We start from the raw sequence: 12,513 nt of genomic DNA on the forward strand, positions 1-12,513 counted from the left end.
CTATAAATTATCACATCTATCGCTTGGTTGTCAATCCTGACTTAGCCATAATGAGTAATTGGAATAAATTAAAAATGAGGCTAGTTCATTCTAACCTCACTTTATCCTATTATCACCTTTATACTACATAATTTATGCTTTTTTTAATTTGTTAATTTGATCTTCTAATAACTCAACAATTTCCTTATTATAATAAAAACGAATGCCCTTCTTTGCCGCTCTAAACTTATCATAAACGAGTCCCACTATATAAAACACAAGTAAACAGATACCGATTAAAACCATGACATTCATCTGCATATTAATAAATTCCAAATTCATATTGGCAATTACTGCGCCTAGTTTCGATAATGGATTTTCATTTACTGTTGCTAAATTATTTGTATCTAATTGTGCTTTTTGGTTTACTTGTGCCGCTGATAAGATTTGTGAGCTAATTGCACTTATAATCGTTACAAGCATTAACAAGATTGGTGTTATTTTCGTTATAAAATCAACAATATGACCGCCACTTTTATTGGTGATATTATTTAACTCATAAGGCTTTTTTAAATCCTCAAGTTCTTCAATGGTTAATCGTTCATCATATAAATTCTCAATTACATTCTTTTTCCATTCGGAATACTTTATTTTTTTCTTTCTAATCCTTTGGAACTCTTTGTAGATTTTTCTCTCGTTTGTAAATGTCCACCCCATGCTTTATCCTCCCTTATCTTATGTTTCTACTTATACCCCTTTAATAATGAACTCAACATAACAGAATAAACGGCTAACGAAATAGCCGTTTATTCATTTAATCCTATTATACTACATTTTCTTGCAAAACCAAATAAATATTGACATTTTTATTTACTTTAAACTTTTGGCCTTCTACACCGTTGTTTTTGTATAAAATAAAATGGCATCTCTTAAAAATTCTGCTAATCCAGATTGGTTTTTATCATAGTAGGCCCTAAATCTCTCATCTGCTACATACATCTGTGCAATACCTGCATGTGCTTCCTTTGAGTATTCTTTCCATGTATATCCCAACCACTTTCGGTGTAAATCAGCCGCTTTTTGGGCAAGTTCTCCTTTTGGGTCCTTTGTCTGATATGCAGCTTCTAGGGTATCTAGAATTTCTTGTTCCAATTTCTTAAAGGCTTCATATTCTTCCTCTGTCATTTGAAGCATTTTTTGATTGGCTTGATTCACCACATCATCAGAATATTTCTCCCTGATTTCCTTTCCATACTTTTCTTCATTATCGTCTACAAGCTTTTTCTTAAAGCCTTCAAATTTTTCTTTATCACTCATTTGAATCCTTCCTTTCTTATATGCAATCGTCTTGTTTACATTCTCAATTAGTAAATCCAATTGATTTCTCTTTGCAAGAAGACTATCAAGATGGCTTGCGAGTGCATGAACTTCATCAAAATTCTTTGCGCTAAGAATTTCTTTGATGGCGGAAAGCTCAAGTCCCATTTCTCGATAAAACAAGATTTGTTGTAGAGCATCCACTTCCTTTTGTCCATAGATACGATATCCTGATGAATTGATTCTAGCCGGCTTAAGAATTCCAATTTCATCGTAGTAGCGTAACGTTCTTGTACTGACTCCAGCTAATTTTCCTAATTTTTGCACTGTATATTCCATGTTGCACCTCCTTACAAACCTAGTGTAAACCTTTCCGCTACGTGAATGTCAATACCTTTTCAAAATATTTTGTAAAATGTATATTATGTGATGCAACTTTGATGCATTTTAGAGTATAATTTATAAATAGATTGGACAGGCCACCCAAAGTAAGTAGACCAATTGTAGGTCGTTGAATAAAATAATATTTACTTATTCGTAAAATTATATTTAAGAATATAGTTGGTAGAAAGGAATGTTATTTCTTATACTGGAATGACATTGTAAACATGTATGATAAATATACTTATTGTTGAAGATGAAAAAAATATTTCTGATTTAATAAAAATAAATCTTATGGAAGCAGGATATCATTGTGTTTGTGCTTATGATGGAAAACAAGCTGCAGATTTGATTGAGCAAAACAATTGGGATTTGATTTTGCTTGATATTATGCTACCCAAAATCAATGGATATGAACTAATCGAATATATCAAGCCGTTAGATATCTCAGTTATATTTATTACTGCAAAAGCTAGTGTAACTGATATCGTAAAAGGTCTTAAGTTAGGTGCAGATGATTATTTGACGAAGCCCTTTGAAATAATAGAGCTACTTGCTCGTGTAGAAAGTGTTTTACGACGTGATAAAAAAAATAATCGCATACTAGAAGTTGCTGATATCTCGATAGATACCTTTTCTCGCCTTGTCAAACGAGGGGAGGATACGATTACACTGACTTTAAAAGAATACGAACTTCTTTTACTTTTTATACGAAGTAAAAACATTGCCCTATTTCGTGAGCAAATCTATGAAAAAATATGGGGGGATGATTATATGGGTGACAGCCGTACCGTAGATTTACATGTACAAAGACTACGCAAAAAGATGGGTTGGGAAAAATATATAACAGCTGTTTATAAAATTGGTTACCGATTCGAAGTGAAGCCATGAAGCTCTTTTGGAAATTCTTTTTCAGTACAAGTATTATTTCATTATTTATGTTTGGTTTAGGAAGTTCTATTATGATAAATACACTCTTTCAGTCTTCATTAAAACAAGAAATCAATTATTCTTTCAATGAAAATGACATTTTACAGACTGCTTTAAATAATGAACTTACAAGAATCTATCAAAACTCCAATACATCTAATACTGGCAAAGAAGCTGTTAGCTCTTTTACTAGTGAATCCGCAGATAACCTTATAATAAATGCATTAACCCAAATCGCTATAAGTACCTCGAATGGAAGCATTCCATTCCAAATCAGCAACAGTAATTACATTACGGTCTATACTACAAGTTCGCTAAATTATGATAATAAGCTGATAAAACTACTCGATAACGGTACGAGAGCATATGAGGTGACTTCACTAGACAATCGTTATTACATTCGAGTGGCATGCCCAATTTTATTTGCTGGAGAAAATTACTATCTTGAAACCTACAAAGACATTACTGCTTTGTTTCAAATTAGGGAAAACCAGTTTCAAATTTTTTTCTATTCTGTCATTGGTATCATTGGGTTTAGCTTTATTCTAATCTTTTTTGTTGCATATTGGCTGACGAAACCACTAAAGGAACTTGCCAATTCAGCCATACGTATTTCAAAAGGAGATTATGATCTACCAGTTTTACAAGAAGGTTATGATGAAATCGGCTTACTTACTAGAGCGTTCAACCAAATGTCTACTAGTTTAAGGCAAACGATGACTGAGTTAGAGGCTAGTGCTCTACGTCAAGAGAATTTTATTGCAAGTTTTGCTCACGAATTAAAAACACCTATGACTTCTATCATAGGTTATGCGGATATGCTTCGTTCCAAAAAAGTGAGCCAAGAACAATTAATATTATATTCAAACAATATTTTTAAAGAAGGGAAAAGATTAGAAGCTCTTTCCTTCAAGCTAATGGAGCTTATTGTCTTAAAAAAACATGAATTCCAAATGAGAACCGTTTCTGCTTCTCATTTTTTTGAAACGGTACAAAGTGTAATTACTCCTATACTAAAGCGTGACAAAATAGAATTCATAACCAAAGTAGCTGAAATGAATTTACAACTAGAGCCTGATTTAATGAAAACAGTTTGCCTTAATCTATTGGATAATGCAAGAAAATCAATTGATGTAAATGGACGCATTCACTTTCTTGGAAACGTTGAAAAGGATGGCTATTGTATTACCATAGCAGACAATGGAAAAGGGATTGAGTCAGACGAGATTTCAAAAATCACTGAGGCTTTTTATATGTCAGATAAGTCACGTTCAAGGGCAACTGGTAGCGTAGGTCTAGGTCTAACGATATGCTCCCAGATTATCGAAATACACCATGCTAAAATGCTTATTGAAAGTGTGCCAGGTAAAGGTACTTGCATCTATATTCATCTAAAGGAGAGCAAACCAAATGAAAACATATAAGATAATCGCAATCAATCTTTTACTTACTTTAATCCTTATATTCTCCTTGATATTTCCTTTGCTTTTATCCAAACTAAAGGACAAGCAACTTCTAGGAAAAGTCTCCTTACAACAATACGATGCAATTAAAAATATTAATTACATTCAGAACGAGGCTACGAATTACACTATAATAGACAAACTAAAACTTTTATATGGTGTTCGTATCAAGTCTGATAATATCGTTGTAATCCAAAACTCGCAACTGTCGTCAGCGGAACAAGAAAGGATTAAAACGGCTTACAAAACCGAATTATTAAAGCTTAGTGCTATAAATTTACTCCCAGACTTAGAAACTGATATGAATAATCCTGCAGAGATATCAACCTTTACCTACTCTTCCACATTAGCCCCTGATTTAACAGCTAACTTTTATATGGTAAAACTAAATTCAGCCGCATATACTATTACTTTTACAATGGATGCTGAAACAAACAAAATCTATGCTTTTGATATTAATTCTAGCGTTGAGCCTTTGACAATTGATTTCTCTAATGCTGATTCTCTCTGGCAAAACTATATTGGTCTACCTCTTTGGTATGTCCCACAAAATACGGACAATGATGAAATGACAGATGATACTTATATTGATAATGAAATGCAATCAAGCCTCATGAACGAACCCATTAGTGAAAACAATTCCAACGACCAATTAGCCACCTCTTCACAAATTGAAGAATCTGACCTATTAAACGCAACTGCAAGTGATTATACAGATGGTAATCAAATCGTTTCATTTTCTTTTTATGTAGGAGATAATTGCAAAAAATTTTCAATTCGATGTTCTTTTAATTAACAATGATACAAAAATGATGGAACTTTGATAAATTTCAGATACAGTGATTTGATAAAGTTATCTTACAGAAACGGCCGAATCTGTAGGATAAGAAAAATCTAAATCAAACAATTGAAAGGAATGTATGAAAATGAAAAAAATAGTAATTTCAACTTTATTTGTAGCATCGATGATATTAGCTTCCACGATAGTAATGGCAAAACCGCTTATTACCCCAGATATAAGCTCGCAACCAGTATCTAAAGTAGTCCATCAGCCTACCGACAAACAATCTGTAGATGGAATTGAATATACAAAATTAACTCAATTAGAGGAAGACGGTAGCAAAGGGGTTGTGATTGAATCATGGGTAGATCCAATCACAAATGACAAACGTGTGGATTCAATTGTAAAAGAAAGTGATGGAACAGTCCACCCAAGAAGCAACTACTTATTGGAAGATGGAACCAAATGGGTACAAGTAGATAGAGATAAAAATGGAAATGCAATAAGTGGAAAATATTGCAGTCTAACGAAAGAAGAAAGTCAAGATCCAGGCGTTGATATGTGGGATACCTTCGCTGATTTGAAATTTATATATTCTAAACCAGAATGGAAAAATGAAGGGATGACTAGTTCTAAAGATGGAAAAAAACTTTTAAATCTTTATGGTACTGGAATATTAGAAGATAACATACAACCAGAAGGATGTAGTGTTAACGTAAGTGAATATGTTCAGATTCAAGAGGATACAGGTCTACCTGTTAATTTAAGTGTTTATTATGAAGAAAATGGAGTTAAGAGTTTTATGTACGCAGAAGCATATGAGTGTAAATACATTCAAGATAAGGATGTATTCAATTTAACTGATATTCCTTTAACAAAATATACAAAACTACAGTTTATCCATGGTGAGGAGTATTAGTTAACATAGCATGATTTAGTATGAAAATTGAGCCTTTGTTATACAAAGGCTCGCCATATTTCATTTTTTTATAGTATAAACATAAAAAGCAATACCAAATAAGCCTTTTTGATATCTCGATTCACAAAAAGATACGCTGCTCCAAGCATAAATCCTAACAAAAGCCCTTCCAATCCGATGATTACACTTCCCTTAGTTATAATATGCACCAAACCCCAAGTGAAACCGCAAATAATACCTCCATATGGTATCTTTTTATTATGAAACCATTCTTCAAAGGCTTTTTGAGCAAATACAATAATAAGAAGTACTAATACAATTTCAAAGGCATAATAAATATATTGAAACGTAAATAGCAATGCACCTTTTCGCTCAAATTCGATTGCAACTTTAAAACCACCCCAACTTCGATAACTTGAATATATTGACAAGATGATAGATAAAATCACTGCAACATATTGCCATACTCTCATGGAGTCCTTCCTTTTGAGTAAATCAAATCCATAATCCTTTTTGGACGTGCGATGTAAGTAAATTGCAACCAATCCCCATGTAATGCAGGTAAGAGTCCAATGTATTATGCTCTGCATCTGACTCCACTCTTGCATCTGTTTCCCATAGACCATTGGCTCAATCAGATATGCATATAGCATCTCTATTCCTAGTCCTCCAAATGCAGTAAGGCTTAATAATAAATAATCAAATCCTCTTTTTTTCTGATTCATTTTAAGCACTTCCCCCTTCATAAACCTCTAATCTTTTCCTTTCCCTCATTATATCAAATCGTCATTAAAGCACAACCAATTTTTAACTATGTTACATTTTATGGGTATAACTTACATTCTATGTAACTACCATATATCGGATACCTGAAAATGGATTTTATTTTCAGATATCCGATATATGGTTAAACTAATATGATGCTCCCTTTTCTTTATGGAAACAATGTTTTTTCTTCTATAAAAAACTTAAAAGTCCCCATTTGTAAAATCTTCCACAATTAGAACTTTCGAAATATCCATTTTTTCATGATTTGAGGAAGAATCTCTTTTTTTCAAAAATGTTGTTGCTACTTGTGGAAGCATAGCATAGCTAAGTACGTCTTCCTCTGACTTTGCAATCTCTTTACATTCTTCATACACCCTATCAAACTCTTGTTCAAGCAAATCTGCTGGTCTTACCGTAATAATCTCTTGCTGATTAATTGCCTTTTTTCTTACCTCTTCATTTACTTGTCCTGGTAGCTTTCCATATGCTCCCCGCAATAAATCTTTTGATTCTTTTGAAAACATCTTATACCGCTCACCTGCTAAGATATTTAATACGGCTTGTGTTCCAACAATCTGACTAGTTGGAGTTACCAAAGGAGGATAACCAAAATCTGCCCTTACTTTTGGTATTTCTTCTAGTACATCTTCATATTTATCTTCTGCATTCGCTTGCTTTAGCTGTGATAATAAATTTGACAACATTCCTCCTGGGACTTGATAAACCAGTGTATTGGTATCTACTCTTAACACTTTTGGGTCAATTTCTAACTTATCAACCACTTTTCTAAAATGCTTAGAAGCCTCACTTAACTTCTTCAAATCCAATCCTGTATCTCTTACTGTTTTTGCTAAACTAGCTACTAGCGATTCTGTTGCTGGTTGAGCTGTTCCATTTGCCAACGGAGAAAGCGCACAATCCACAATGTCTACTCCAGCCTGTGCAGCCAAGATATAAGTCATGTCACCAGTTCCAGTTGTATTGTGCGTATGTAGATGAATGGGTACTTTGATATTTTCCTTTAACTTTTTTACTAAAGAATACGCCTCATAAGGTAGCAAAAGGTTGGCCATATCCTTTATACATATACTATCTGCCCCCCTTTTTTCAAGTTCAATTGCCATCTTTACAAAATAATCCTCTTCGTGAACTGGACTTTTTGTATAACTAATGGCTGCCTCGCAATGCCCGCCATACTCTTTTACATACTTCATAGCTGTCTCCATATTTCGAATATCGTTTAAAGCATCAAAAATACGAACGACATCAATTCCATTTTCCAATGATTTTTTACAAAAGCGCTCAACGATATCATCGGCATAGTGACGATATCCCAACAAGTTCTGCCCTCTTAGTAACATTTGTAGCTTTGTCTTTGGCATTGCAGCTTTTAAAAGCCTTAACCTCTCCCAAGGATCTTCATTCAAATATCTCATACATACATCAAAAGTCGCTCCACCCCAACATTCTATTGACCAATACCCCATTTCGTCCAAAAGACTGCAAGCCTTTAACATATCTTGCGTCCTCATACGAGTAGCGGCCTGAGATTGATGGGCATCACGTAAAATTGTATCGGTAATTTTCAAAGGATTCTTTTTCTGCTCCATGTTTTTTCCTTTCTCAATTTATATCTTACCCATTCATTACGAATAAAATATTGCTAACAACACACCTGCAGCTACAGCCGATCCGATTACTCCTGCCACATTTGGTCCCATTGCATGCATCAAAAGAAAATTAGAAGGCTCTTCTTTTTGTCCTACTACCTGGGATACCCTAGCCGCCATCGGGACAGCTGAAACACCTGCCGAACCTATCAGAGGATTTAATCGATTTTCTTTCTTACAAAACAAATTTATGAACTTTGCCAAAAGTACTCCTGCGGCACTTCCTATGCCGAATGCACATACTCCTAATACGATTATTTTAATGGTATTAATGTTCAAGAAGTTTTGTGCTGTAGTCGTTGCTCCTACTGAGAGTCCTAAAAATACGGTTACAATGTTCATTAGTTCGTTTTGTACTGTTTTAGAGAGTCGCTCGGTCACGCCACTTTCTCGTAATAAGTTACCAAGCATTAGGGCTCCTACCAATGGTGCTGCTGATGGTACAATCATAGAAACCAAAAGTGTTACTACGATGGTAAACATTATTTTTTCAGTTTTACTAACGTTTCTAAGCTGTTTCATTTTTATTTTGCGCTCTTCTTTTGTAGTAAGCAATTTCATAATAGGAGGTTGAATTACAGGAACCAGCGCCATATAAGAGTAAGCTGCAACTGCGATTGCTCCTAAAAGATGCGGAGCTAATTTTGAAGTAAGATATATTGCTGTTGGACCATCTGCTCCTCCAATGATTCCAATTGCACCAGATTCTGCTCCTGTAAATCCCACTTTTTTTGCACATAAAAATGTAAAAAAGATACCAAATTGAGCCGCAGCTCCTAATAGAAGACTCTTGGGATTTGCAATTAATGGTCCAAAATCAGTCATGGCACCAACACCGATAAAAATCAACGAAGGATAAATACCTAATTTTACTCCTAAGTATAGAATATCTAACAATCCTGCATTTCCAGTGCCAAACTCACTCCAGGCAATATTTCCGTTTGCAAAAAATTCAGGGTGATAAAGTCCTGCCCCTGGCAGATTGGTCAAAAACATACCAAAAGCAATTGGAAGTAATAATAATGGTTCGAATTTTTTTACAATCGCTAAATAAAACAATACAAATGATACTGCTATCATGATAAAATTAAGCGAATTATCTTTCATTAAGGCAAATCCACTCTGGAGTAGAAAATCTATTATAATATCCATTTATACAATCTCCTTTTCTTACAATATCCGTTAAGAGATGGAGCAGAGAATGGTTCCACTTTCTACGCTGGTTCCTTCTTGCACATTAATATTGGTTACTGTTCCATCCTTTGGAGCCATAATTTCATTTTCCATTTTCATTGCCTCTAAAACAAATAAAACATCTCCTGCTTTGACTGTCTGTCCATTTTTAATATTTATTTTAAATATGGATCCAGGCATTGGAGATATTATATTTTCTACATCTGTTGTTGGAAGAGTGGTTGCATGCATGGTGTTTGTTTGTTTTGTTTCAGATACTTCATTGGTAACCTCTTTTATTAAAACTTCATATGGGGTTTTATTTACTTCTACATAATATTTTTTCATTTTATTCATCCTTTTCTTTATATTGTTTTACGCTTTATTGGATTTTAGGGATGTAATTGAATGAATTTGGATTTTAGAAACATCTGTTTTTAACTCCTCTGCAATTGCAACTGAAATTGCTGCAATTATTTTTTGTTTTTCTACTTTATCTACACCGATTACACTTGTTTGTTCTTGCTTTTTTGGTAAAACATCTTTTACCAGAATCTGCATAATCTTTCCCATAACTATAATCATTACAATCAGTATGATTAAACTAATAAAAACAGTTCCCATCCCCATAAATACTACTTGTAAACTTCCTATTTCCTGCACTCTTTATGTTCTCCTCTCGTTTTCTAATAACCTTGGAGTAGATTAATAAAATTGTTGATTTTATGTATTGCAATTCATAATACAAAACGTGTGCATCAACACTTACGACTGTTTATAATTTAAAAAGGTCTCTTTACAACTAGCTGCTGCAAAAAGACCTATTTTATATTACAACTTAATCTTGATATTTGCTCATATCAACTTTAGCCAATTCGCTGCGTTTGATTCCTAAAGCAATCCAATCTTTTTCTTCTTGTCCTAATGGAAGAACTGGTTTACGCATTAATCCAGATGAGAAGATTCCTCGTTGTACTAATGTTTCTTTCAAGCGAGCATGAGCCTCGCCAGAAGGCTGTCCTCCACCATAAATAGCTTGTGATATATGATATATGCGATCTGACCATTCTTGTGCTTCTTTTAATGTATGTTTGTCTGGGTTAGCAAACACTTCACGCGCTGGGCAAATTATTTCAGGAACACATCCAGCAAAACCAATTAACGCTCCGTCCATACCTGGGAACCAGCTTACACATAGTGTTTCATCATGGCAGGTGATAAGTGAGATATCTGGGCATTCCTGACGAAGTAGACGTACGTCATGTTCGTAAATAGAAGTAACACGTGTTCCCATCTTAATACATTTTACATGATCAATTTCTTTACACATCTTAATCAATGTTTCTACTGGATAAAAGGCTTTGCTAGTTGCAGGATATAAGTGAATAATGATATCAATATCCGCACCTTCTGCTACTTCTTTTACATATTGATAAGGAGCATCTTCGTGCATTCCAAAACGTAACCACATGTGTGGAGGCATAAGAAGAATTCCATCTGCTCCTGCTTCTTTGGCTTCTTTTGCCATTTCAATACTTTCGATTGTATTTTCACAGTTGATCCCTGAAATAATTGTCATTACATCGCCGCATTCTTCTGCACAGATTTCAATCACTCTCTTACGTTCTGCTCTACTTAATCCAGTAATCTCACCTGTATGTCCGTTGCAAACCAATCCATCCATACCTTTACCGTAGAAGCTTTTAATCCAACGTAAATATGCGCGAAACTCTTTTTCGTTAATGGAATAATCATCATTAAATGGAACTGAAACTGCTGGAAATATCGTTTTAAAATTTTTAACTTTAGCCATAATATGTTCTCCTTTTTTGTATGCGAAATATGTTTTATTGTTTTAGTTATCTGTGAGGCTTTGCGCATCGCTCTCACTATTTCCAAATACAAACGTTTGTATATTTTGTATTTTTGTTATATCATACAAAAAAAATCGAGTCAACCATCTGAAACCCTTCTGCAATATTTTGCATATATTACTATTTTTCTGCATTTTTGCTTCTTTATTTAGTAATATTGTATATTTTAGTAGCAGATTGACGTACACACTATACTATATGAAAACCTTTTTTTATGTCGTTTCTCGTTCTACCAAAGACGCCTCTAGTACTACATGCTGCAAGGCTGGCCCATTGGGTGAATTTGACTCAATCTCATCAATAATCATTTTTGCCGCCTTTTCTCCCATTTCTTTTGAAGGAACTTCCATTGAGGTCATTGTTGTCTCCAACATGCCTCCAATCGAATGCCCTGTAAGACTGATTACTTTTACTTTATTTGGAACGGGAATGTTTTTATCCTTCAAAGCTCTAATCACACCTATTCCTTGCACATCCACTGCGGTCATGATACTGTCAATGTTTGGATTATGCTCAAGTAACTGCAAGACTCCATCATATCCATCTTTATAAAAATTCTCTTTTGAAATTCTAGATTCTGTCACTAATTCCTGACATCCACATTCTCTGATTGCTTTTCGATACCCCTTATATCTATCCTGATATGGGATAATATCCAATGCTCCATTTACGAAGCCAATATTACGACACCCTTTTTGATAGAGGAATTTAACAGCTTCATATGCACATGAATAGTAATCACTCACTACACTACTAAATAATTTATCTTGTTTTCTTACTATTTGAACAACAGAAATACCACTTGTCTTAATGTCTCTAAGAAGTCTTGCATTTTGTCCAGTGGATGCAATTAATATTCCGTCTACAAGTCCATTTCGAAGTCTGTTTAGACACTCTTGCTCGACAATTGGATTATCCTTTGTATTGCAAATCATAATACTATATCCTTGTTTTCGTGCCTGAATTTCAATTCCTTGTACAACTTCTCCAAATATCGACAAGTTAATACTTGGCATAACTACCCCTATGCTATGCCTTTTTCCCTGACGCAAACCTTTTGCCAGTAAATTGGGTTTATAACTTAGCTGCTCCACTGCCTTATAAATCTTTTTCTTTGTTTCTGGATGTACGTAAGATGTATTATTTAACGCTCTTGATACGGTACTCACATCCACATTTGCGAGTTTTGCAACGTCTTTTAAAGTAGCCACCTTTTCTCCTCCTATATGCAATCGTTTGTCTATTTTATTTATATCAT

Annotated in this window: 13 protein-coding genes; 4 read left to right on the plus strand and 9 right to left on the minus strand. The window is 34.2% G+C overall.

What is annotated here, in order from left to right:
* Positions 1-132 precede the first annotated feature (132 nt).
* Together F7O84_RS12705 and F7O84_RS12710 are read right to left on the minus strand one after the other, a co-directional pair.
* Positions 133-696, minus strand: coding sequence for a hypothetical protein (locus F7O84_RS12705; protein WP_151145771.1), 564 nt, complete (start codon positions 694-696; stop codon positions 133-135).
* Between the two features lie 174 nt (positions 697-870).
* Entirely contained in the window at positions 871-1,635 is a 765-nt protein-coding gene (locus F7O84_RS12710) for a MerR family transcriptional regulator (RefSeq protein WP_151145773.1), read from the minus strand.
* Positions 1,636-1,908: 273 nt separating this feature from the next.
* Here F7O84_RS12710 and F7O84_RS12715 point away from each other — a divergent pair, with 273 nt between their 5' ends.
* The 4 genes from F7O84_RS12715 (at position 1,909) to F7O84_RS12730 (ending at position 5,770) form a co-directional block, all read left to right on the plus strand.
* The gene (locus F7O84_RS12715) at positions 1,909-2,568 is read left to right on the plus strand and encodes a response regulator transcription factor (protein ID WP_151145776.1); all 660 of its coding nucleotides are present in this window, start codon (positions 1,909-1,911) and stop codon (positions 2,566-2,568) included.
* Between the two features lie 71 nt (positions 2,569-2,639).
* Positions 2,640-4,031, plus strand: coding sequence for a sensor histidine kinase (locus F7O84_RS12720; protein ID WP_192451746.1), 1,392 nt, complete (start codon positions 2,640-2,642; stop codon positions 4,029-4,031).
* Complete coding sequence (locus F7O84_RS12725) at positions 4,018-4,866, plus strand: hypothetical protein (protein WP_151145780.1); 849 nt, start codon at positions 4,018-4,020, stop codon at positions 4,864-4,866. Before F7O84_RS12720 ends, F7O84_RS12725 begins: the two co-directional genes overlap by 14 nt.
* A gap of 130 nt (positions 4,867-4,996) precedes the next feature.
* Positions 4,997-5,770 (plus strand): hypothetical protein, encoded by a 774-nt coding sequence (locus tag F7O84_RS12730; protein WP_151145782.1) that lies wholly within the window; start codon positions 4,997-4,999, stop codon positions 5,768-5,770.
* Between the two features lie 68 nt (positions 5,771-5,838).
* Here F7O84_RS12730 and F7O84_RS12735 read toward each other — a convergent pair whose 3' ends face one another.
* The 7 genes from F7O84_RS12735 to F7O84_RS12765 all read right to left on the minus strand — a co-directional run bounded on the left by F7O84_RS12735 (position 5,839) and on the right by F7O84_RS12765 (position 12,466).
* Complete coding sequence (locus F7O84_RS12735; protein WP_243140887.1) at positions 5,839-6,495, minus strand: hypothetical protein; 657 nt, start codon at positions 6,493-6,495, stop codon at positions 5,839-5,841.
* Between the two features lie 243 nt (positions 6,496-6,738).
* Positions 6,739-8,148, minus strand: coding sequence for a pyruvate carboxylase subunit B (locus F7O84_RS12740; protein WP_151145786.1), 1,410 nt, complete (start codon positions 8,146-8,148; stop codon positions 6,739-6,741).
* Between the two features lie 36 nt (positions 8,149-8,184).
* Entirely contained in the window at positions 8,185-9,360 is a 1,176-nt protein-coding gene (locus F7O84_RS12745; protein WP_330578781.1) for a sodium ion-translocating decarboxylase subunit beta, read from the minus strand.
* Between the two features lie 30 nt (positions 9,361-9,390).
* A complete protein-coding gene (locus F7O84_RS12750) occupies positions 9,391-9,729 on the minus strand; it encodes an acyl-CoA carboxylase biotin carboxyl carrier protein subunit (RefSeq protein ID WP_151145789.1) in 339 nt (112 codons plus the stop codon).
* A 27-nt stretch (positions 9,730-9,756) separates the two neighbouring features.
* Positions 9,757-10,044, minus strand: a complete 288-nt coding sequence (locus tag F7O84_RS12755) for an OadG family transporter subunit (RefSeq protein ID WP_151145792.1) — start codon at positions 10,042-10,044, stop codon at positions 9,757-9,759.
* 175 nt (positions 10,045-10,219) lie between these two features.
* On the minus strand, positions 10,220-11,194 hold the full coding sequence (locus F7O84_RS12760; protein ID WP_151145793.1) for a dihydrodipicolinate synthase family protein: 975 nt from the start codon (positions 11,192-11,194) through the stop codon (positions 10,220-10,222).
* Between the two features lie 273 nt (positions 11,195-11,467).
* Positions 11,468-12,466 (minus strand): LacI family DNA-binding transcriptional regulator, encoded by a 999-nt coding sequence (locus tag F7O84_RS12765; protein ID WP_151145797.1) that lies wholly within the window; start codon positions 12,464-12,466, stop codon positions 11,468-11,470.
* Positions 12,467-12,513: the final 47 nt, after the last annotated feature.

Origin of the sequence: Candidatus Galacturonatibacter soehngenii (genome assembly GCF_008830185.1) — a bacterium.
GTDB lineage: Bacteria > Bacillota > Clostridia > Lachnospirales > Lachnospiraceae > Lachnotalea > Lachnotalea soehngenii.